Raw genomic sequence first — 22213 nt, 5'->3', positions numbered from 1 at the left:
CGCGACTCATTTGAATCGCGGCGCGTTCTACTTGCGGTAAAACTTCTTACTCTACGGCTGCTTCTTCCGGGAACTGCATCCACACTTCCGAAAGTATATCGCGCTCCTGCGCGTTGTAGACGTACTTGTTCACATACGGCTGCAGCAAACGGTAGCGTTTGCCAAAATACAAGAACAACACCGGCGCGTCTTCGTAAGCGATTTTCTCGGCTTGTTGATAAAATTCAACCCGCCGTTTTTCGTCGGTGATGCGCGTTGCTTCTTCAAACAAACGGTCAAATTCCGGGTTGCTGTAGCGCGAATAGTTGGTGCCTTTGGGCGTGAAGTTTTTGCTCCACATTAACGCAAGATAATTTTCCGGGTCGGGATAATCGCCGATCCACCCCAAGCGAAAGAACGAAGTCTCGCCGTCGTCAATTTTTTGTAAGTGTTGGGTCCATTCCACTACTTGCATGCGAATGGTCACGCCGAGTTGCATCAGTTGATTTTGGATCGCCTCGGCAACCAGTTCATTGATGGTGCCGCCGCTGTTGAGTTCAAGTGTGATATCATCCAGCCCTTCGCCGTTGGGATAGCCAGCGTCCGCCATCAGTTGCTTGGCTTTTTCGAGATCGTAATTAAATCCCGTTGTGATGTTTTCATAGTTGGGCATCGAGTGAGGAACGATTCCGTCGGCGGGCGTACCCCGCCCATGCAAAACAAACTTGATGATGCTTTCGCGATCAATGGCGTAGTTGAACGCTTGCCGAACGCGTTTATCGGTGAACGGCTCCATGGTGACGTTGAAGCCATAATATTGCAGCAGCAATAAATCTTCGGTCAGCAATTGATATTGGTTGTAACCGGGCCGCAGTTGGTTCTCTTCCGTCATCAAGGTGGTGAACAAGTCATCGTGAATGTAATAGAGACGGTCCAAATTGCCCGAATCAAATTCGATGAACTCAATCTTCATGTCTTGAATAAACGTGCAACGCACTCCATCCAAATAAGGCATGGAGACGCCGTCTTTGTCTTTCTTCCAATAGTTGGGATGACGCAGCATGAGGATGTCTTGGCCGGGCTTCCAATGCACAAACCGAAACGCCCCGGTGCCAACCGGGTTTTGAAAGAAATCCGCGCCGTAATGTTCAACCGCTTCGTGCGGCGCAATAAAGCAGTAGGTCATCGCCAGACGCTGCAAGAACGCCGAGAACGGCGTGTGCAAATGAATGTTAAATGTATAGTCATCAACCACTTCAAAGCCTTCGACGTCGCCAGCGGTCTTGTCGCGAAATTCTTTTGCGCCGATGACGTTGTCTACAAATACCCAGGCGCCAGTCGATTGCGTGGTCGGGTCTAACAAGCGCTGAAACGAATACTTCACGTCATGCGCATTTGCTTCGCGCCCTTTACCGTCAGCAAAACACGGGTTGTCATGGAACATCACGCCCTTGCGGATTTTGAAGGAATACAGCAAGCCGTCTTCCGAAATCTGGTGCGATTCCGCCAAGCCGGGCACAATATTTAAATTGGGATCTAAGTTCACCAGGCCGTCATACATCTGAGTGGTGAGTACGGTCGCCGTCGATTCGCCAGTGCGCACCGGATCAAGGCTGCGCGGCTCGGCGGCTTCGTTCATACGAAAAATTTCGCCTAAGGTGATTCCCGACGGCGTCACTTCGCCCGTTCGCGGTTGAAACCATGAGGGAAGTTCATTAGAAGTACCGCAGCCAATGAATAACGCAATTGCAATCAATAAAGCCCAATGGAATCCAAGTTTCATATCGCTCCTCACGAGTCAATATCCGATGTCGTTTGCTTCGATGACGGTTCGTAGCCTTTTTCTCTCAAGCGCTGAAACAGCGCTTTCGCCTGACTGACAGGAACAGCGAAATGGGTCGGCGACACGCGACGCTGCAGGACGTTGCTTGCGTCCGGCAAGTGTGAAATTTCTTCGGCCAAATCGGCGTCATTGCATTCAACCAACACCACTTTTTCAAAGCGAACGCGACCATACTTGGCGCACCATTCCTGAATGCTGAATTGCACCAGGTCGGGGATGCGCCCGCCAGCGCTCTCACTCAAAAACGAATAGATCGACTCCGCTGTCCAGCCGCGCCGCATCGCGCGCAGCAGGCTTTTTTGAGAGAGGTGAAATTCGGTCATCACATCGCGACGGCGAAAGTTAGAGATTTTCTCCATGCGCCATAATTGGTCGTAGGCAAAATCGGGCGGGACCAACACATCAAAATTGGGCTGAATGATGATCGGCGCTTTCTCGGACGGCTGGCTTTCGGGTTCTTCCTGAGTTTGCAGCGAAAGCATCTTGCGCCCCCATGAAGTCAGCCCGGTAATTTGCGGGTCTTTCGCATCATCCAGAATGATCACGCCCGCCGCTTCGAGCAAGCGCAGCCGCGCCGTCAATGATTCGGGCGTCACCACTTTCGACTCTTCGCTCCAAGCGTTAAGTTCTAATTCAGACAAAAGGTCGCGAACAGAAAAACGGGCGCCGGTTTCGGTTTCCGACTCGGCGGCGGCCAACAACACCAATAAGCGCTGAAACGCGCGGCTCGGCTCAATATGTTGATTCAACAAAAACCGCCAGACGTCGCGGCGGCGCGAGGTTTCAGATTTCGCAAACCAAACGGCAGCGTTATCGCTCAGTTTAAACGCGCTGTCGTTGGCGCGAATCAAATGATGATGAAGCGCAAACGCTTCGGCGAAATCAAAGCGGTGCTGGGTCGCCTGGTCTTCGCCAATGCGTTCCACCCAACGCTCATAAATACGTTTATGGAAAGACCCTTTTTGCGTTTGTTTGGCGCGGACATGCAACAACACGCATAATAAATGATACACCGCCTCGACGCTCACATGCCGCGACGCCAGCATGGATTCAGCGGATGTCTGCTTGGGTTCCAGCGGTTTAAATTGAGAAATAAACGCGCTGCGCAAAATCTCGCGCAATTCAAACGGCAACACCACGCGTCCGTTGAGATGAAAATCATTATGGAACAACAGGCCGTTGCCTGCGATTTCTTCGACGAGGTCGCGCAGAGGCGTTTCATGGCGCCATCCTGCCGCGAGTTCGGCGGACAGTGTAAAATCTTCTTGTTGGGGCGGCGTAAAAAATGTCAGCCCGCGCAACAACCCCCGGCATTCATAGGGCAGATCATTGACCAAATCCGCGATAAATTCCGCATCGCGGTAGCGCCCGCTGATCGACTGCAGCAGGTTGCGTTTCGACGGCGAGTACGCGCCCGAGCCGAACGCCTCGGCGATGCGCTGTAAGCGTTCGTGTGGAATATGGGTCAGCATCTGATAGAGGTTCATCAATCGCCCGGCGGCCCTCCAATGGGCGCAACCGGCGCTGGCGCCGACGCCTCGATATTTTCAATCGAATATTGATAGCCTTGTTCAGCCAGAAAGCGTTGGCGTTTTTGGGCGAACTCGCCCTCCGAACTGTCGCGCGTAACGATCGTATAAAAATGCGCGCCGCCCGCATCGCCCTTGGGGCGGAGGATGCGTCCCAAGCGTTGCGCTTCTTCCTGCCGCGACCCGAAGGAACCGGATATCTGAATCGCAACGCTGGCTTCGGGCAAGTCAACCGCAAAGTTCGCCACTTTAGAAACCACCAGGTGCTTCACTTCACCGTCGCGAAATTTTTTAAACAAGGCTTCCCGCTCAGAGTTGGGCGTGCTGCCGGTTAGCAGCGGCAAGTGAAACGCGCTGGCAACGACCCGCAGCTGACGCAGATACTGTCCAATCACCAACACTTGTTCGTTGGCGTGTTTTTTTAACAAATCTTCGATCACATCCAGTTTCACCGAATTCTCAGACGCAATGCGGTATTGCGTTCGCGGCGGCGACATCACGTATTCGCGCCGCGCCTCCATCGGCAGCGGCACCCGCTTTTCGTGGCATTGCGCGGTGGCGATCCACCCCTGTTTTTCCAACACCTTCCAAGGGATATCAAAACACTTCGGCCCGATCAAACTAAACACATCGCTCTCATGGCCGTCTTCACGCACCAGGGTCGCAGTCAGCCCCAGGCGGCGCCGCGCTTGAATGTCAGCCGTGATACGAAACACCGGCGCCGGCAACAAGTGGACTTCGTCATAAATAATCAGCCCCCAGTCTTGGGCTTCAAATAATTTCAAATGAGGATACTCATCAGTTTTCTTCTTGCGATAGGTCAAAATCTGGTAGGTGGCGATGGTGACAGGGCCGATGGTTTTGGTCTCGCCGCTATATTCACAAACCTGATCTTCGGTCAACGATGTTTTTTCAATGATCTCACGTTTCCACTGCCGCAGCGCGACAACATTAGTCGCCAAGATGAGCGTCCGTCGCTGAAGTTTCGCCATCGCGCCCAAACCGATGATGGTTTTTCCTGACCCGCAGGGCAATACGATCACGCCGCTGCCGCCCGCCGCGCTGCCGTCGCGGTGAAACGCTGAAATCGCCGAGCGTTGGTAGTCGCGCAAGCCGAACGGAGCGCCGCTTGGCGTTTGTTCGTTCAGCCCCATTTCTAACACGTCGCCCTCAACATACCCCGCCAGATCGCGGACAGGGAAACCAATCTTGATCAGGTCTTGTTTTAAATGGCCGCGATAAGCGCCGCCAATGACAATGGTGTTTTCATCTAAGCGTTCGCTGACGAACGCATGGGTTTTTTTGTGCCGCGCAATTTCTTCGAGCAGCATGGCGTCATCGCTTTTCAACAACAGCCGTTCGCCGTCGCGCTCTAACACCAGCCGCCCATAGCGGCTCATGTATTCTACGATGTCGGTTTCAACATTCTCCGGCACAGAATATTTAGAATAATCGCGCAGAACACGCAACACGTCTTCGGGCGTACACCCCGCGCTGGCGGCGTTCCATAATGAAAGGGGAGAAATGACATAGGTATGAATGTGCTCAGGACATTTAATCAGTTCAGCGAATGTACCCAGAGCGTCGCGGGCTTCTTCAAAAACGGGCGATTCAACTTCAAGAAATACCGTTCGGTCACTTTGAACGATAATGGGTTTCTCAGAGGACATAGACCATCCTGTCTCGGATAGAGTAGAAACAACCAGTATACCTCTGGCTGGTGTTTTTTTCGAGGCAAAGCAACGCAAACGCTCTCGATTCGCTCGAGCAGGCTTCTTTCCCTAAAACCAAAAGTCCCCGCCGGAAGGTTCCAACGGGGACGGAATAAAAATCTGAATGAGGCGCGTTATTTAATCTGGTTGGTAATGGTAAAGATCGGTAGGTACAACGCGACAACGACCGTACCGATAATGCCCCCAAGACCGACGATCATCAACGGTTCGATCAGTTTCGCCAAACCATCGACCGCATCATCAACTTCGCGTTCATAGGCTTCGGCGACTTTGATGAGCATTTTGTCTAGCGCACCGGTTTCTTCACCGACCGCGATCATGTGAACCACCAGCGGAGGGAAAATCGAGAAGGACTTCATCGGCTCGGAGACGGTATCGCCGTCGCGAATCGAAGCGTGAATATCAATCATCGCCCGCGAAACCACTTCGTTGCCGGATGTGTCTTTAACGATCAACAGCGTCTGCAAAATGGGGACGCCCGTATCCAACAGCGTTCCGAAGGTACGCGCAAACCGCGCCACGGCGGATTTTTGCACAATGGTGCCAAAAATCGGAAGCCTCAATAGCCCGCGATCTATGATATACCGCCCATTGGGGAAACTATTTAAAAAATTAAAGAGGCCGATGATGCTGCCAATGGCAATCAAGGGAAGATACCAATAAATCACCAGCCCGTCGCTGAAGTCGACCAGCAGCTGGGTCAGGAACGGCAATTCGCCGCCGAGGCCTTCAAACATCGCGGCGAAGTTGGGAACAACAAAGATCAAAATGACCGCGACAACGATAAGGGCGATACTAATAACAACAGCGGGATACCACATCGCGCCCTTGACCTTAGAGCGCACCGCCTGGCTTTTTTCCTGGAAGAGAGCGAGACGGTCGAGAACTTGCTCGAGCGCACCGCCGATTTCACCCGCCTTGACCATGTTGACGTACAGGCGGTTAAAGATGCGGGGAAATTTTCCCATCGCTTCCGACAGGGAGCTACCGCCTTCGACTGATTCAATAATTTTCTGCAAGGCGTCTTTCAGGTTGCGGTCTTCGATCTGTTCGCCGAGGATCTGCAAACTACGCAACAAAGGCAAACCTGCGCCGATCAGCGTCGCCAACTGGCGCGAAAAAGCCGACATGTGCTTCAGGGGCACCTTGCCCCGGGAAATAATCTTCCCGATGATGCGGACAATCGGCAGGTCGTTGAGGTCCATCTGACCCATGCCGGCTTTGTGTTTGTTGATTTGGGTAACGTAATACCCCATGCTTCGGAGGCGTTCGACGACAGCGTCCTCGCCGGTGGCTTCGATGTTGCCGCGGACTTCTTTGCCCGCTTTATCCATCGCTTTGTATGAAAACGTCGGCATAAGTGATCTCCACGAAAAACGTTACGCGTTGCCAATGGCCCATGGCCGAGAGTGAAACCTACCACAATGAGCAAATAAAGCCAAGATACAGACCCTTGCATCCTACAGAGTCTACTATAAACAATATCGAATCGCTACGCCAGCGTCAACTGGACACGGGTGTATCCACAACACCCAAGCATTGCCTGATTGTGGATATCGATGACAGGATGAATTTTTACTACCGTCTACTGATACATCTGCCAATCGTGGGCGCTGCTGGTGGGGCTGACGTAGAGTTCGAAGTGGAGATTATGGTTAGGCGGCTGTGAATGGACTTTCATCACTCTTGATTCATAGGGCGAGCCTTCAGGAAAGTCCAAATAAAACCATGCGGGAAACCCGTCGCCGTCATGAAGGATTGAGGGATCGAAGTCTGGGAGAGTAGCAAACGAATAGCCGTCTTCATTCGTATCTAATCCAAACCGCTTGCCTTCATAGGAGAATATAGTTGGCGTATCAGCCAAGCCAACCAGTTGAACATAGACGCCATTTAATGGCTGGTTGTCTATTTTAGAAAACAGATTTACGCTCCATCCATTCATAATGTTATCGTCATAGACATACCAACTGCCGTGGTGAAACTCAGCAATCCTATTTTCAACGCCTTCTCTGAATTCAAAATTCGCGCGTACAATCCGAAATTGCCCAAAGGTTTTTGTGTTCTTTTCCCATCGTGGTTCTGTGTAATTGGGGATGAGTTGTAGCCCTATATTTGCTGAAGATGTCGCAGAATTTTTTCGCTCGATGATAATGGTCACTCTACTACCATTTTGCTCAAAGCGATAAGAGAAACCTGAGTTAAATGTATTGAGAGATTCGATCTTGAATCGCCATACGTCTATTTCAATCGTTGCTCTCTCAACACCTGTCATAGACTCAACAGTTAAAGGAATTGCTGGCCCATCGATAGTGAGTGGTGGGCGAGGGAACAGCCCCCATGTATAACGCAGACCTTCTACAGCTTTTATTGCAATGGTTTCAGAGAAAGATGATGACAAAATTAACAAAAGTAATAATCCAATAATAATCGACCGAAGTACATTCATAACTATTTCTCCTTAAACCAAAAAGAAAACGGTCTATTTCACGAATTATTCAATTACTTTAACTCCATTGCTTCAAGCGAACCATTTTCTTTAATTAAATTAGATTGACTTCTCAGCGCAAATGATAGTTTATTATTACCTAATGATTCCTCATAGTTTGCCACATCCTCTAAAACCAACCTTGCATCTTCGCCGCCAATCCAAGCAAGAACATTGCTTGCTTTTTTCTTAATACGCATATTTACTATCGATTCATCCTGCAATCCATCGGTCACTATTGGAAGACGTTTATTCTCCCAATATTGATCATACAAAATATCAGCAGCAAATTCAAACAAATACTTCCTGTCATCAGAAATTTGAGCGAGAGTATCAAATGAAATAAGCAAGCAACTGAACTCAGCTTTTGACAGTTCTTTACCCATATTACTATCAATATATTTTTTGAGATCATTTACATGCTTCTTTGCATCTTTTTTAAAATGCCTTAACATGAGAAGCAAGTTCTTTTTTTCTAATACAGAAGTGGCTTCGTTAAACTCTTTGCCTATTATATCAATCGCATCTTTACCCAGCGCATCCATCATTACGCTGAAATGCTTCTGATTGTAAGTAAACCTGCTGATTTCTTGAACCGCTTTTGTTTTATCTGTTTTTTCATTAATAACAATTACATGCGAGAAAGCACTAAAAACAGAAGTTGAGAGCAGAATTAAAACCGATATAACTATTAGTCTATTGGCATACATTTTGGAATACCTTTCTTGAAAAAATGAATTAAAGTCCATCATAATAATCACAATGTACGTTTGGGAGCTGATCAGTTACCCTTTTATAACAAGTAGGGCACATCGCATTCGAATCATGCATTCTTTGCACTTGCAATACTCGAGAACCATGAAAGCCACTCCATATATCTGCTGACATGATATTTTGTGGGCAATCATAGTAGGCATCGCCTATAACTAATGTATGTTGAAATTCATGAGCAATTACTATAGAGCGTTGATAACTATTATGGCTTAAGAAGAACTCACCATCATATAATATGGGCCAAGGTAAACCATCAAAACAGTAACATTCACATAATGGATATGTATCTTTTAAACGCTGCAAAGATTGACCAAGTGTTGATGCACCTGGATATACAGTAGTATCATATACCATAAATAATCTTACATAATCTGTTTTAAGACATGTGTAATGCATCCAATTTACAAATTCAGAATATAGATCTACATATTCAGTCAAATTATAATCAATCATCTCCTGAGAAGTAGGAGCGATGAAATCAGATAAGTAAAAATGCACACTTGCTGTTTTATCCCAATCTGGGTTTGTAATCTCTGGCTGTGGTGATTGAATGTAATAATCTGCATTTTCTATTGCAGTTTTTAAATCATTTTGGGTAATACCATAAGTTAAGCAGTGTGGAGAAGCAACAACATCAAAATAGAAGTATTTCGTGTTTCCGAATGATATACTAGAGCACGCTGCCCAGACTTGTTTGATCGCAAATGAGAGAATGAGAATTGATGAGATAACAATAATACCGATACACAACTTTGAAGTCTTCATTTTGCCTCTCCTCAAGTTGTATTGTACGTTTTGTATTGTACGTTCGAAGGAAATAATATGGTGAATATACATTTCTGTCAACACAAAATCTCACTTCTAAATATTACTAGGAATGTCATGCTTTGCCGCATCTACCCAGGAACCACTGCACTAAAGTATTGCATTACATAGGCTTGAAAAATTGACTGAATAAATCGATTTTCAAAAAAGTATTCCAACTTTCTTCCTTCAAATTAGATACAAAGAGGGCAGGAAACTTAACGAAGGGCGGCAAATTGGAGCGCACGTGTCCACACGCGCATAGTAAAAGCGCCTGTGTAAAGAGGGCGTGAAGCCCTGTACCGAAGCGAAGAGAGACGCCCCCCAGTCCGCTGTTTTACGTCATTACAATTAAAAAAGGGCGCAGCACGCTGCGCCCCCTACGGGTGTCCGTTGTTTGTAGGATTAATTTAGAAGCCCAGTTCCAGCTGGGCGGCTTCTGACATCAGGTCGGGGGTCCAGGGCGGGTCCCACACCACTTCAACTTTGGCGTCATCGACGCCGTCAACGGTGCGCACCTTGTCTTCGACTTCACCCGGCAGCGTCCCCGCGACCGGACAGGCGGGCGAGGTCAGCGTCATGGTGACGTCGGCGAACTTATCGTCGGGGCGATAATCAATGGTATAGATCAACCCCAGTTCATAAATATCAACCGGAATTTCAGGGTCGTAACAAGTTTTTAACGCTTCGATGATGCGTTCTTGTACGTCGGCTTGTGAAGTGGAAGCGCCTTCCATAAATAATACCTCTATTTCATTCTATTCTGTCGTTACGGCATCGCGCTGATGGTTCAGCGCGGCATCCAGCGTTTTCCAGGGCAATAATGCGCATTTTACCCGCATGGGAAAATCACGCACACCCGCGAGCGCAAAAAGCAAAGACCCGTTCTCCGGCGGTTGGGACGGTTGCGCTTCGTCCGTTAGCCATCGTTGCAATTGCTCAAACAAACTGAGCGCCTCGGCCTGCGTCTTGCCTTCGACCAGTTGGGCCATGATCGACGCCGAAGCGGTTGAAATCGCGCAGCCTTCATTGGTGAACGCCGCCTGCTCAATCCGTTCATCCGGCATCTGCAAATACACGGTGCAGCGGTCGCCGCATAATGGATTATAGCCGACCGCCGTGCGGTCTGCGCCGTCCATCTCGCGGCAATGATGCGGCTGCCGCGCATGTTCAAGTATAACGGCCCGGTATAATTCTTCCGCCGTTGTTTTCATCTAACGAAACAGACGGACTACTTTACGAATGCCGTCCGCCAGCCGGTCAATTTCTTCTTTGGTATTATAAAACGACATCGACGCCCGCGCAGTCGCGGGGACGTTAAAGCGCTTCATCAGCGGCTCGGTGCAATGGTGTCCGGTGCGCACCGCGATACCGTCTTGATCTAAAATGGTGCCGATATCATGGGGATGCGCGCAATCGAGAACAAAATTCAGGATGGCCGCTTTTTGGGGCGCCGTCCCTATCATCTTCACATCCGCAATGTCGGCGAGTTTCGCGGTTCCATATTCCAGCAGTTCATTTTCATACGCAGCGATGGCATCTAATCCAACCGATTCGAGATAATCAATCGCCGCGCCCAGGCCAATGGCGCCGATGATGTCGGGCGTACCCGCTTCAAATTTATAGGGAATTTCGTTATAGACGGTTTTTTCAAACGAGACGGACGTAATCATATCGCCTCCGCCGAATAACGGCGGCATGGCTTCGAGATGTTCGCGCTTTCCATAGAGCGCTCCCACCCCGGACGGCCCATACACCTTATGCCCGGAGAACACAAAAAAGTCGCAATCCATCGCTTGCACGTCAACGCGCATGTGGGGCGTTGACTGAGCGCCGTCAACTAATACCAACGCACCCTGTTGATGCGCGCGCTTGATAATCTCTTCAACCGGGTTGATCGTGCCCAGCGCATTCGAGACATGAACCACGCCGACCAGTTTGGTTTTTTCATTCAACAATGAATCAAACCCATCTAGATCGAGTTCGCCGTTGTCTAAAACCGGGACCACCTTCAACGTCGCGCCAGTGCGTTCACAGGCCATCTGCCAGGGCACAATGTTGGAGTGGTGCTCCATGTGGGTAATAAGAATTTCATCGCCGGGCTTGAGATTGGCGTCAGCCCATGTACGGGCAACGAGATTGATTCCTTCAGTTGCGTTGCGCACAAAGATAACTTGCTTTTCGTCTGGCGCATTGAGAAACGCGCTGACTTTCACCCGCGCTTCATCGTGCCCCCGCGTTGAGAGTTCGCTGAGTTTATGAACGCCGCGATGAATGTTGGAATAATACGAAGTCATCACTTCGTTCATCGCATCAATGACAACCTGCGGCTTCTGCGCCGAGGCGGCGTTGTCGAGATAGGCCAGCGGCTTGCCATGCACCTGCTGGCGCAAAATGGGGAAATCCTCGCGAATGCGTTCAACGTCAAACACGGCGTTTGGGTCCAATACGGAGTTTGATTGATACACGGCGTTCAGTGCGCAGCACATAGTAGTTCCTTGTCACGCCGGCCTAAAGGCGCGGCGGTTTATACGGGCAGACGGCTGCTGATTAGCGCGTCGAGTTCTTCACGCACTGCTTCCAGCGGAATCTCGTCCACCACTTCCTTGGCGTACGCATAGGTCAACATCGCGCGGGCTTGCGGCTTTGAAATGCCGCGCGTCTGCGCGTAAAAAATCGCCTGTTCGTTGAGCCGACCCGTGGTGGCGCCGTGGGTGCACTTCACGTCGTCCGCGTAAATCTCTAACTGGGGCATCGAGTGAACGCTGGCTTTATCAGAAAGCAATAGCCCCTGGCTATTTTGTTTGGCGTCCGTTTTTTGCGCATCCTGCTGGACAAAAATCTTGCCTTTGAATATCGATTGAGATTCACCGTCAAGAATTGACTTGTACATTTCCCAACTGTGGCAATGGGGCTTTTCGTGGAACAGCGTGGTTTGGTTGTCGACGTGTTGTTTGCCGCGAGCCAACACCAGCCCGTTCAGCGTACAATCAATGCCTTCGGCGTCGAGGACGGCGTCGATGCTATTGCGCGTCAATGCGGCGCCGTAGCAGATGTTGTGGTGTTTCACCACAGCGTCTTTCGCTAACAGCGCCTTCGTGGTCGAGATGTGATAGGCGGTCTCTTCTTCGCGTTGTAAGCGAACCAGGTGCACGTTTACATTCTCGCCCGCGACGATTTCGGTCACGGCGTTGGTGAAGTAAGTCTCGCCGATTCCAGCAAATGATTCGATCACGTTGAATTGCGAATTATTGCCCGCAATCACCAGCGTACGCGGATAACTCACAACAGCGCCTTCGCTGGCGTTGCTCAAATAAATCAAGTGAACCGGTTTATCTAAAATCACGCCCTGCGGTACAAAAACCACCGCGCCGTCCCGCATCATGGCGGTATTCAACGCAGCAAACGGGTTGGCTTCGTAACTACCTAAGCGAGCCAGATGAGGCTCGACCGCCGCCGGGTCGCTGAGTAAGGCTGAGGCCAGCGAGCCGACTTTGATGTTCGCGGGAATGTCGGCGAGATCGGACAATTCTGTCGAGAATAAACCATTCACGAACACAAGACGATAGGCGTCTTGCGCCGGGACGGAAGCAGCCAGAAACGCGTCCTTCGGATAGGACGCGGCCTCTTCCGCAATGGAAAATTCCTGCGCCGCCAAAGCGCGGACGTTGGTAAAGCGCCATTCTTCCTGCCGGGTCGTGGGAAAGCCGAGTTCATCAAAGCGGCTGAACGCCTCTTTGCGAATCTCCGACAACCAGGAGGGTTCCTGACCCGTTATATTTTTTGAAAGGGCCTCAAACGCCGCCTTGTAAGGCGCCTTGGCTTCTTGTAATTCCGTTGTGGATTGTGCGCACATAGTCAAACAGTCTCCATCGAGGTTCGCGTTTCGGGACTTCTTACGCTGCGCCTTCGTCTAACCAGGCGTAGCCCTTCGCTTCGACTTCATGGGCAAGGTCGCTGCCGCCGGTGCGCACAATCTTGCCATTGGCGAGAATGTGAACAATGTCCGGCTCCAGATAATTGAGGATGCGCTGATAGTGGGTGATGCAAATAATGCCGCGCTTGTCGTCGCGCAATTTATCCACGCCGCCCGCGACCGTGCGCAACGCGTCAACGTCGAGGCCGGAATCGGTTTCATCCAGCACCGCCAAAAGAGGGTCCAACACCGCCATTTGGAAAATCTCATTGCGCTTTTTTTCGCCGCCCGAGAAGCCTTCGTTGACATTTCGCTTCATCAGTTTGTCATCAAGATCAACCAGTTTGGCTTTTTCTTTCAGCAATTTGATAAACGTCACCGCATCGACTTCCTCTTGGCCGCGATATTTGCGAATCGCATTGTAAGCGGTCTTCAAAAAGTAATTGTTCTGCACACCGGGAATCTCAACCGGATATTGAAACGCCATAAAGATGCCTTCGCAGGCGCGTTCGTCCGGTTCCAATTCGAGCAGGTCTTTTCCATTGAACATGATTTCGCCCGCCGTGACTTCGTAGGCGTCGTTGCCCGCCAGCACCTGCGAGAGCGTACTTTTGCCGGAGCCGTTCGGCCCCATGATGGCGTGTACTTCGCCGGGGTTTACGGTCAGGTTCACGCCCTTCAAAATTTCCTTGCCGTCGATTGAGGCATGAAGGTTTTTAATGTCTAACAACATGTCTTTGTCTCCGTATGATTTCAATATTTTTGATTGTCTTTCGCTATTTACCCCTGCCCCTGCAGCGCCATTCCCCTTAAAAAGTGGGGCTAAGTCGCACACTCGGCTCCCTCTCCCACTGGGAGAGGGCTGGGGTGAGGGCTTACATTGCACTTTCACAATGCAACTTTTTTAACCCTCATCCTAACCTTCTCCCAGAGGGAGAAGGAACTACGCCATCGCTTAAGAAAGGGTGAAATCACCCGACGCTGCCTTCGAGGCTGATGCTGAGAAGTTTCTGCGCTTCGACGGCGAATTCCATCGGCAATTCGCGAAACACTTCCTTACAAAAGCCGTTAACGATGAGGTTGACCGCATCTTCTTCCGAAAGCCCGCGCTGTTGGCAATAGAAAATCTGGTCTTCGCCGATCTTCGATGTAGTCGCTTCGTGCTCGATGTGAGCGGTGTTGTTGTGTACGTCAATATACGGGAACGTATGCGCTCCGCAGCGGTCGCCCATCAACATCGAGTCGCACTGGGTATAGTTGCGGGCGCCGTCGGCGTTCTTCATGATCTTGACTTGGCCGCGGTAGGTATTTTGTCCCTGCCCGGCGGAAATGCCTTTTGAGATAATGGTGCTCTTGGTGTTCTTGCCGATGTGCACCATCTTCGTCCCGGTATCGGCCTGCTGGTGATTATTGGCCAACGCAACGGAATAAAACTCACCGACTGCGTTATCGCCCTGCAAGATGCAGCTGGGGTATTTCCACGTAATCGCAGAACCGGTTTCGACCTGCGTCCACGAGATTTTCGAATCTTCCAGCGCCTTGCCGCGCTTGGTGACGAAGTTAAGAATGCCGCCGTTGCCGTCTTTATCGCCGGGGTACCAATTCTGTACGGTCGAATACTTGATGGTCGAGCCTTTGAGCGCAACCAGTTCGACCACTGCGGCGTGTAGCTGCTGGGTGCTGCGTTGCGGCGCGGTGCAGCCTTCGAGATAACTGACATACGAACCCTCATCGGCGATGATCAGCGTCCGCTCAAACTGTCCGGTATTTTCGGCGTTAATACGAAAATAGGTCGAGAGCTCCATCGGACAGCGTACGCCCTTCGGCACATACACAAACGAGCCATCGCTGAATGCGGCGGAGTTGAGCGTCGCATAGAAGTTGTCCGTATACGGAACCACCGTACCCAGGTATTTCTTCACCAGGTCGGGATGATTCAAAACGGCTTCTGAGAACGAGCAGAAGATAATGCCCAACTCTGCGAGTTTCTCTTTATACGATGTATGGACAGACACACTGTCAAACACCGCATCCACAGCAACCCCCGCCAGCACTTCTTGTTCTTTCAGCGGGATGCCGAGTTTGTTGTAGGTTTCTAAAATCTCAGGATCAACTTCATCCAGGCTTTTGGGCTTGTCTTTGTCTGATTTAGGCGCGGCGTAGTAGTAGGCGTCCTGGTAGTCGATAGGGCCGTACTTAAAATGGGGCCATTGCGGCTCTTTCATCTCCAACCAATGGCGAAAAGCCTTCAAACGCCACTCCAACATGAATTCCGGCTCGTTTTTCTTGGCCGATATCATGCGGACGATGTCTTCGTTGATCCCTTTTGGGAACGCTTCCACTTCGACATCGGTGACGAAACCGTATTTATATTCTTGTAGCGCGTCCTGGATGGTTTCGTTAGATGAGGACATCAACTGACTCCTTTATACGTTACTATTATCTGAATTTTCTTGGTTTAAGTGGTCAAGCGCGATACCGGTCCATCGTGAATCTCTTGTGGATCAGCCTGGGGCGTCTAAAAAAAACTTGACCATGTCAACTATTTTGGCTGCATTAGTTGACTCTGTCAAGTATTTTCCGCCAAATTCATGACAATCTTTAGCAAGTTATAAGGTTTATTTTAGTTTTTCCGGTCTTTCCAATAACCGGGTTCCCGGTGAAGGTGCATCACGGCGACGACAATAATCTTGCCGGGCATATCTCGATACATGACGCCGAAGGGAAATGGACGAACAAGACACCGCCGGACATCAAGTTCAATTACAGGATATAACACAGGATTGATTTGGACGCGATGGATGCTGTCTTTGACGGAGGCGAGAAAGCGTTTGCCGAGGTTTTGTTGGAGAGATTCGTAATAGATCGCCGCTTCAGTCATTTCTGTTTGGGCGTCTGGATGAAAAACGGTTTTCTTCATGGCAACGACTGAGCCGCTTGCTTAAACACGTCATCTACATCGCGAAGTTCAACCGCGCCGCGATCAATTTCTTGACAACGTTTTTGAATCTCGGCTTTCCATTCGGGCGAAAGTTCAGTCGTCGGGGCGGCGTCTAAACTCTCGATCAGTTTTTCCACAATCAGCGCGCGAACGCCAGGGGGCAACTCGAGCGCTTCTAACATAATTTTTTCTGCATTCGCATTCATATCGGCAAGTCCATTCAACTGTTTACTTCATGAGTTGATTATACACAAAAAAAGCCTACCGCGAGAAGTTGCCTTAAAGTCACTCATCTTCCGGCGACGGCTCCATGAATGCAGGTTTCTTTTTAGGCCAGAACGGCTCCGTACTCGAAAGAAACTCGCCATAACTGTCGAGACCATTTGACGGGCTATAGGGAATATGGGTCCTATTTAATTGCATGAATTCATCATCGCCGACTTCCACATTAAAAAACTTGCGCGGCGGAAACTTCAGTTCTCTTCCAACACAAATTGCAACCCAAACTAAAAAAGGTTCTTGTTCAAAATCAGATTCATGCTTAATACCGTTTGATTCATAAGGATATGCACACACAACCGATATCCCAATATTGCTATAGTCCCAATTCAATTTCTCAATATCAGGAAACACATCAGCCACAAAATTGTTTTCTATATAAATCCCATACGTTTTTGAATAATGTTGCCCTCTACTAGCATTTCTTTGATGGTAAGTAGAACTCCCTTCAAAAACCTGCCCCTGACTCATTTTATTCATCAATTGATGTAAATGAGTTTTGTCTTTTACAATCGAATCAATGATTTGGTTCCCAAACGCTTGCATCGCGGCTGCCTTACCTTGCGCTTGAACATGAAGAAAATGCGGGATCGTTAAGGCAAATATAATAGCAAGCACAACTCCCGCGATGCTGGCTTCGATGATGTACTTTCGTTTCATGGTGAACTCTCCCATTGCGGAAGATATCACCAAATAACGACTCGCGTCAAATGGAATACCATTTCAGATTCTTCTATCGTAAAAAAATAACAGGCTTGGGTGCGTCTCTTGCTTAAGGGCATGAAAGCCCTCACGGAAGATGCGCCCAAGCCTGATGATTTAACCAGCGCCTAAGAGGGTTTGACAAAATACTGTGCGGTAAGCGCACCCGAAGCCTCACTGCCCAAATCCTCTTTCAAACAATCATTTACCAAACGCCCATAAGGCGGTTTCGGTTCTCACATAGATTGCGTCGTCTGCAATCATCGGCGTCGCGTTGACGCCTTCGCCCAAATCGTTCGTCCCTAAAACTTCCGGCTCGCGACCTGTTGTGAATGCGGTGATTTTTCCAGCCTGTGATGAGATATAAATACGCCCGTTCGCGGAGACAGGAGACGACGAATAATTTTCCTTGACGCCCAATCGTTTTCGATAGACCTCTTCGCCGGTTTTTGCGTCCAGGCATGTAACAACCCCGCCCGCCTTGCAGAGATAGACGAGACCGTCGACATAGATGCTGGAAGGCATGTAAGGAATCGAGCGTTCATATTTCCAAACCACTTCGTTCTTCCCTTTGCCGTCAGACTTCACCGCTTTGATTGACGAGCGCACATTCAATGAAACCAGGTTAATAAAATTGGTCAGTTCTTCTTCTGACATTGAACGGCTCTGGTCGCGATCCACCCATTCAATAATGCCTTCGGCGGGCATTTTACCCTCAGGCAAATCGGGGTCCATTGTAATCATAACGTCATCGGGAATCTCTTCGGCGGAAACCAACTGGTCGCCATTCTCATCGAATTTCACAAAATAGTTCCACGAAAAATAATTTACTTTTGAGTCAGATTCTGTGGCAGACAACGTACTGGCTAACAAATAGTCGCCGCCCACGATTGGGATGGGGATCGCCGCGCCGAACCCGTCCACCGTCCAATGTTCTTCGCCGGAAAGCGGGTCGTACGAAGTCAGGCGCCCGCCGCCTAAGACAATCAGTTCATCGCCGGAGCCTTTGCTCCAGAGCAAGGGCGTCGACCAGTTGGGGTTATAGACTTCGCGCTTGGCTTTCCATGCCTCTGAGCCGTCGTTTTTGTTTAACGCTAAGAGATACGAGTCGCCGTCGAGGCTGTCGTGAATCAAGTAGACGAAATCTTTGTACAGTACCGGAGAGGTCGCCGTACCGTGCATGTTCATCGGCGTACGGACCGGCGTCGTCCAGACTTCGGCGCCGTCATGGTCGTAACACAGCATTCCATAAGACCCGAAATAGATATACACATGTTCGCTATCAACGGCGGGCGACGAACTCGCCGGGCTGTTTTGAGAATGATGAGATTCAACCTTGTCGACGGCAAAGGCTTTCTTCCAAAGCGCATTGCCTGTTTTGCGGTCAATACAAACAGTGATCAATTTTGAATCTTCGAATCCGGTGATAAAAATCTTATCGTTCCACATCACAGGCGACGATTGGCCTTTGGGCAACTCGGCCTTCCACTGAAGATTTTTGTCTGCTCCAAATTCGACAGGCGGGTTCGCACCTTCTGCTACGCCGCTTCCATTCGGCCCGCGAAAACGGTCCCATTGATTGCTTGCGTCGGCAGTAAGACAAACGGCCACGATTAAAAATGTCATTGCTGTAAAAAGCATATTGCGAGTAAGGGCAAGGTTCTTCATTTACTATCCTTTAATTTGTTCGGAATATTTTGGTTACACGGGTGAGAACGACCAGGATGGGTAAGAGCATCATAAATGATGCATCAAGTAAGTCAAATGAAAATCCCTAGTGATTAACGAGGCGGGGCGATAAGCCCGCACCGAAGCAATAAAAGACGCCTCCATCTCTACAAGACCGAATGAAACAGCGATGACTAAAACCGCGAGCGTTCTTTTTCTTTGAGGTAAGTCAACGCGGCTTTTGCGGCGTTATTGCCGCTGCGCACGGCGCCTTCGATGGTTGCGGGCAGTCCGGTCTGCGTCCAATCGCCCGCCAGGAAAAAATTCTTCAACGCCGTCTTGGCCGCTGGGCGTTTTTTGTTGTTCTCCGGCGTACAAGAGAAGGTCGCTTCTTTTTCCCAAAACACCGTCGCTTGCGTCGGCTGTTCGGGGACGCGCGTCCCATACGCGCGGCGCAGGTCGTCCATGCCGCGGCGGATGATCTCCTCGCGTGAAAGCCCGTCCAGGCGCCGGGCCGCGCTGGCGACCAGGCACACGCAAGGCTTCGCGTGTTCGCCCTCGTTCATAAATCGCTTGCGGTGAAACGCCCATTCAAAGGTCGATTGTTGAAGACAGCAGAAATCTTCATCAGCGACTTCTTCATCAAACCAGAGATACAAACTCAAGATCGGCGACGTCCCCAGGTCCGGCGCTGAGATCATGGTTTCGAGTCCTGAAGCCAACAGCATTTTTTGTAACGCGCTGGGCGGCGTGGCATTAATGCACAAGTCGCATTGAATATGCTCGCCGTTCGCGAGCGCAACGCCTTTGATGCGCGATTGGTCCCAGTCGAAGGCTTTGGCTTTGGCGTTGAGTTCGACGCGGCCTTCGTGTTTGAGCAGATAATTGATCGCTGACTCGCCGTGCATTTCGCTTAGCGGCTTTATGGGAAGCCCCAAGCGCGAGTCGCGCGCCTTACCAAAGAAGGCGTCTTTCAATACGCGCGCAAACACCCCCGCGTCGGCGGAGGCGGTTTCTTCATTCATCGCTGAGAGCGCAATCGGGTCCCAAAGCCGCTGGCGAATCGCCGAGGGTTGGCGCAGGCGCGATGACATTTGATGGATGGTTTCGTCTTTGCGAGCGCCGTGTAATTTCAGCGACAAGCCATAGCGCAACGCCGCCAGTTTGTCGCTAAAACTGAGCGACTGCATTTTTTTCAGCCCGGCCAATAAATGAAGCGGGCCCGGCAAGACAGGGCAATGCAGCAGGTCGGCGCCTGCGTCCATGCCGCGATAGGAAACTGATAATGTTTTTTGGAACCGCACTGACTCGAGAGTCCCGATGCGGCGCATGAGTTCTAGCGTTTCGTGATAGCAACCCATCAACACATGTTGGCCATTATCGATCCAATCGCCGCTTTCGCGGTCTGGAATGGAATAGACCCGACCGCCGAGGTGCGATTTTTTTTCGAGCAACGTAACGCGCAAGCCCGCGTCAACCAATTGAACGGCGGCGGAAAGTCCCGCAAATCCCCCACCGATAATAAGTGCGCTTACGACCATTGAAATGCACCCTGGACGCGCGCGCCCAACCATTCGCGCAGCGCAATCGTCATCTTGCGCGAGTTGGAAACGCGAATGCGCTGCTGATACACGTTGAAATCAGCGGCGACAATACGGACAAGCAATGAATGATAAATTTTGCCCATGATTTCTGCGGGAAACAGCATGGGATGATCGTGACGGTCATAACAACTACGCGCTTTTTGGTAATACGCCGAAGCGCGTTGTTGCTGATGTCGCATCAACGCAATAAATTCGTCAGAATAGGTTTCGTTCATCAATTTTTCTTCTGGATAGTTGAACCGCTCCAGGTCTTCTCCCGGTAGATAGATGCGGCCATTGCGCGCATCTTCTCCCACATCACGCATGATGTTGGTCAGTTGTAGGGCCATGCCTAAATTCACGGCGTATTCTTTGGCTTGTTCGCTGCGATAGCCGAATATTTCGATGCAAATTAGCCCGACCACCGAGGCGACATGATAGCAATATTGATACAACTCATCGAAGGTCGCATAGCGTTTCTTGACCAGGTCCATCTCGCACCCTTGGATGAGCAAATGAAAATACTCTTTGGGTAAATGAAAGTGCTGATTCATTTCTTGCAGCCCAATCAGGATGGGGTCTTTGGCGTCGCCTTCATAACACTGGTCGAGTTGACGGCGCCAGTCGTCTAACACGCGGCGGGCTTCGTCTTTGTCTTCGATTTCATCGACGATGTCGTCGGTATGGCGACAGAACGAATACACCGTGAACATGGCGCGGCGTTTCACTTCCGGCAAGAACAGGAAGGAATAATAAAAATTGGTCTTGCTCTGTTTTGTCTTTTCTTCGACTGTTTCAGCGACGCCCAAAACCCATGCTCCAGTTTATAATTTCGTAAATGTATTATGCCAACGTTTGCGTACGCCGCCGATAGGCAGCGCCGCCCGCGCGGCAAGTCGCATGAAATCCCATTTCGAATGCGCGGGGCGGTTTTCGACGACGTTGAAGCCGTTGTCAACCACGCCTTTTAAAATGGTCACGCCTCCCATCCAGGTAAAGCGCAGTTCCGCCGATAGAGGCCAGGCGACGCGCTCCACTAACGGATACCCCTGGTCGAATAAATCCCAGGTGCGCTTGACCAGACTGCGCATGATTCCTTCCAGCCGATCATCGTACACCCGCGCGAACAATTCGTCCACGCTATAGCCTGCCGCTTTGATTTCCCGGATCGGAATATAGATGCGGTCTTTCTTGAGATCGACCGCAACGTCCTGCCAGAAATTGGCGAGTTGTAAGGCCGTGCAGATGTGGTCAGAGAGAATGTGCAATTCTTCATCGCGGTAATCAAACAAATGAAGGATCAACCGACCGACCGGGTTCGCTGAGTAACGGCAATACATTTCGTTGACGTCGTCCAGCGTTTCATAGCGCTTGACGGTGACATCCCGTTTGAAGGCGTGCAACAGATCGCGAAACAATTGCACGGGCAAATCGAGTTGTTTGAGCGCGTCCGCCAGAGCGATAAACACTGGGTCATCGGCCTCGCCTTCGACGCAGGCCGACAGGCGGCGCTCCCACTCGTCGAGAAAATCGAGCCGCTTGCCTTCGTATTGGTCTTCATCGGCAAAGTCGTCGGAAATGCGGGCGAAGGCGTAAATCGGATACACAAAGCGCCGCTTGGCCTTGGGCAGCATCATCGAACCGACCGGGAAATTCTCGTAATGCGAGGTGGTCAGGTTGCGGCAAAATTCATACGACTCCTCCAGCGTCCACCGCGGGCCGGAAGGCTTGCTGGGGATGCGGTAAAACGCGCCGATGGATTCGATAGATAAATGCGCCGCCGTCATGATGGCGTATGGTATCACCAGCCGCGCCCGTCTGGTAGAAGCGAAGGGCGGGATCAGCGGGGAAAGTCATTTCAACTCATTTCATTCTATACGCAATCTATGAAACAGGTGCGGGTGCGCCTCTATGAGCGCCTGTGCATAAGGGCATGTAAGCCCGCACCGAAGCGAAGAGAGACGTACCCGCACCTGT

Annotated in this window: 20 protein-coding genes; all 20 read right to left on the bottom strand. The window is 50.4% G+C overall.

The annotated features are described in order from the left end of the window. Positions 1-46: 46 nt before the first annotated feature. Complete coding sequence (locus tag P9L94_13105; protein MDP8245018.1) at positions 47-1762, bottom strand: ABC transporter substrate-binding protein; 1716 nt, start codon at positions 1760-1762, stop codon at positions 47-49. An 8-nt stretch (positions 1763-1770) separates the two neighbouring features. Further along, a complete protein-coding gene (locus P9L94_13100; GenBank protein ID MDP8245017.1) occupies positions 1771-3309 on the bottom strand; it encodes a helicase-associated domain-containing protein in 1539 nt (512 codons plus the stop codon). Then, entirely contained in the window at positions 3309-5021 is a 1713-nt protein-coding gene (locus P9L94_13095; protein ID MDP8245016.1) for a DEAD/DEAH box helicase, read from the bottom strand. The genes P9L94_13100 and P9L94_13095 overlap by 1 nt, the downstream gene beginning before the upstream one ends. Positions 5022-5197: 176 nt before the next feature. After that, the gene (locus P9L94_13090; protein ID MDP8245015.1) at positions 5198-6442 is read right to left on the bottom strand and encodes a type II secretion system F family protein; all 1245 of its coding nucleotides are present in this window, start codon (positions 6440-6442) and stop codon (positions 5198-5200) included. Positions 6443-6669: 227 nt separating this feature from the next. Continuing rightward, entirely contained in the window at positions 6670-7530 is an 861-nt protein-coding gene (locus tag P9L94_13085) for a hypothetical protein (GenBank protein ID MDP8245014.1), read from the bottom strand. Between the two features lie 53 nt (positions 7531-7583). Then, positions 7584-8321, bottom strand: coding sequence for a hypothetical protein (locus P9L94_13080; protein ID MDP8245013.1), 738 nt, complete (start codon positions 8319-8321; stop codon positions 7584-7586). Beyond that, positions 8308-9108: a hypothetical protein gene (locus P9L94_13075; protein ID MDP8245012.1), complete on the bottom strand. Its 801-nt coding sequence runs from the start codon at positions 9106-9108 to the stop codon at positions 8308-8310. The genes P9L94_13080 and P9L94_13075 overlap by 14 nt, the downstream gene beginning before the upstream one ends. Before the next feature lie 449 nt (positions 9109-9557). After that, positions 9558-9884, bottom strand: coding sequence for a DUF59 domain-containing protein (locus P9L94_13070; GenBank protein MDP8245011.1), 327 nt, complete (start codon positions 9882-9884; stop codon positions 9558-9560). Positions 9885-9905: 21 nt separating this feature from the next. After that, on the bottom strand, positions 9906-10361 hold the full coding sequence (locus P9L94_13065; GenBank protein MDP8245010.1) for an SUF system NifU family Fe-S cluster assembly protein: 456 nt from the start codon (positions 10359-10361) through the stop codon (positions 9906-9908). After that, the gene (locus P9L94_13060) at positions 10362-11636 is read right to left on the bottom strand and encodes a cysteine desulfurase (GenBank protein MDP8245009.1); all 1275 of its coding nucleotides are present in this window, start codon (positions 11634-11636) and stop codon (positions 10362-10364) included. A 38-nt stretch (positions 11637-11674) separates the two neighbouring features. Next, on the bottom strand, positions 11675-13003 hold the full coding sequence (gene sufD, locus P9L94_13055; GenBank protein ID MDP8245008.1) for a Fe-S cluster assembly protein SufD: 1329 nt from the start codon (positions 13001-13003) through the stop codon (positions 11675-11677). A gap of 40 nt (positions 13004-13043) precedes the next feature. Further along, complete coding sequence (sufC, locus tag P9L94_13050) at positions 13044-13796, bottom strand: Fe-S cluster assembly ATPase SufC (protein ID MDP8245007.1); 753 nt, start codon at positions 13794-13796, stop codon at positions 13044-13046. A gap of 238 nt (positions 13797-14034) precedes the next feature. After that, positions 14035-15477, bottom strand: a complete 1443-nt coding sequence (gene sufB, locus P9L94_13045) for a Fe-S cluster assembly protein SufB (protein ID MDP8245006.1) — start codon at positions 15475-15477, stop codon at positions 14035-14037. Between the two features lie 209 nt (positions 15478-15686). Beyond that, positions 15687-15983: a hypothetical protein gene (locus P9L94_13040; protein ID MDP8245005.1), complete on the bottom strand. Its 297-nt coding sequence runs from the start codon at positions 15981-15983 to the stop codon at positions 15687-15689. After that, on the bottom strand, positions 15980-16210 hold the full coding sequence (locus P9L94_13035) for an addiction module protein (protein ID MDP8245004.1): 231 nt from the start codon (positions 16208-16210) through the stop codon (positions 15980-15982). The genes P9L94_13040 and P9L94_13035 overlap by 4 nt, the downstream gene beginning before the upstream one ends. 79 nt (positions 16211-16289) lie before the next feature. Beyond that, on the bottom strand, positions 16290-16943 hold the full coding sequence (locus P9L94_13030) for a hypothetical protein (GenBank protein ID MDP8245003.1): 654 nt from the start codon (positions 16941-16943) through the stop codon (positions 16290-16292). Between the two features lie 243 nt (positions 16944-17186). After that, positions 17187-18653: a PQQ-binding-like beta-propeller repeat protein gene (locus tag P9L94_13025; GenBank protein ID MDP8245002.1), complete on the bottom strand. Its 1467-nt coding sequence runs from the start codon at positions 18651-18653 to the stop codon at positions 17187-17189. Between the two features lie 194 nt (positions 18654-18847). After that, entirely contained in the window at positions 18848-20194 is a 1347-nt protein-coding gene (gene hpnE / locus P9L94_13020; protein MDP8245001.1) for a hydroxysqualene dehydroxylase HpnE, read from the bottom strand. After that, positions 20185-21045 (bottom strand): presqualene diphosphate synthase HpnD, encoded by an 861-nt coding sequence (gene hpnD, locus P9L94_13015; GenBank protein MDP8245000.1) that lies wholly within the window; start codon positions 21043-21045, stop codon positions 20185-20187. Before hpnD ends, hpnE begins: the two co-directional genes overlap by 10 nt. A 15-nt stretch (positions 21046-21060) precedes the next feature. Then, positions 21061-22041: a squalene synthase HpnC gene (gene hpnC, locus P9L94_13010; GenBank protein MDP8244999.1), complete on the bottom strand. Its 981-nt coding sequence runs from the start codon at positions 22039-22041 to the stop codon at positions 21061-21063. Positions 22042-22213 lie beyond the last annotated feature (172 nt).

Source organism: Candidatus Hinthialibacter antarcticus (assembly GCA_030765645.1).
Classification (GTDB): Bacteria; Hinthialibacterota; Hinthialibacteria; order Hinthialibacterales; family Hinthialibacteraceae; genus Hinthialibacter; species Hinthialibacter antarcticus.
The sequence above is the reverse complement of the archived record's forward strand: the minus strand, read 5'-3'. Positions and strand labels throughout refer to the sequence as shown.

Coding starts and splice junctions, on each gene's coding strand:
- P9L94_13105 (MDP8245018.1), bottom strand. CDS start 1,762: ATGAAACTTGGATTCCATTGGGCTTTATTGATTGCAATTGCGTTATTC.
- P9L94_13100 (MDP8245017.1), bottom strand. CDS start 3,309: ATGAACCTCTATCAGATGCTGACCCATATTCCACACGAACGCTTACAG.
- P9L94_13095 (MDP8245016.1), bottom strand. CDS start 5,021: ATGTCCTCTGAGAAACCCATTATCGTTCAAAGTGACCGAACGGTATTT.
- P9L94_13090 (MDP8245015.1), bottom strand. CDS start 6,442: ATGCCGACGTTTTCATACAAAGCGATGGATAAAGCGGGCAAAGAAGTC.
- P9L94_13085 (MDP8245014.1), bottom strand. CDS start 7,530: ATGAATGTACTTCGGTCGATTATTATTGGATTATTACTTTTGTTAATT.
- P9L94_13080 (MDP8245013.1), bottom strand. CDS start 8,321: ATGATGGACTTTAATTCATTTTTTCAAGAAAGGTATTCCAAAATGTAT.
- P9L94_13075 (MDP8245012.1), bottom strand. CDS start 9,108: ATGAAGACTTCAAAGTTGTGTATCGGTATTATTGTTATCTCATCAATT.
- P9L94_13070 (MDP8245011.1), bottom strand. CDS start 9,884: ATGGAAGGCGCTTCCACTTCACAAGCCGACGTACAAGAACGCATCATC.
- P9L94_13065 (MDP8245010.1), bottom strand. CDS start 10,361: ATGAAAACAACGGCGGAAGAATTATACCGGGCCGTTATACTTGAACAT.
- P9L94_13060 (MDP8245009.1), bottom strand. CDS start 11,636: ATGTGCTGCGCACTGAACGCCGTGTATCAATCAAACTCCGTATTGGAC.
- sufD (MDP8245008.1), bottom strand. CDS start 13,003: ATGTGCGCACAATCCACAACGGAATTACAAGAAGCCAAGGCGCCTTAC.
- sufC (MDP8245007.1), bottom strand. CDS start 13,796: ATGTTGTTAGACATTAAAAACCTTCATGCCTCAATCGACGGCAAGGAA.
- sufB (MDP8245006.1), bottom strand. CDS start 15,477: ATGTCCTCATCTAACGAAACCATCCAGGACGCGCTACAAGAATATAAA.
- P9L94_13040 (MDP8245005.1), bottom strand. CDS start 15,983: ATGAAGAAAACCGTTTTTCATCCAGACGCCCAAACAGAAATGACTGAA.
- P9L94_13035 (MDP8245004.1), bottom strand. CDS start 16,210: ATGAATGCGAATGCAGAAAAAATTATGTTAGAAGCGCTCGAGTTGCCC.
- P9L94_13030 (MDP8245003.1), bottom strand. CDS start 16,943: ATGAAACGAAAGTACATCATCGAAGCCAGCATCGCGGGAGTTGTGCTT.
- P9L94_13025 (MDP8245002.1), bottom strand. CDS start 18,653: ATGAAGAACCTTGCCCTTACTCGCAATATGCTTTTTACAGCAATGACA.
- hpnE (MDP8245001.1), bottom strand. CDS start 20,194: ATGGTCGTAAGCGCACTTATTATCGGTGGGGGATTTGCGGGACTTTCC.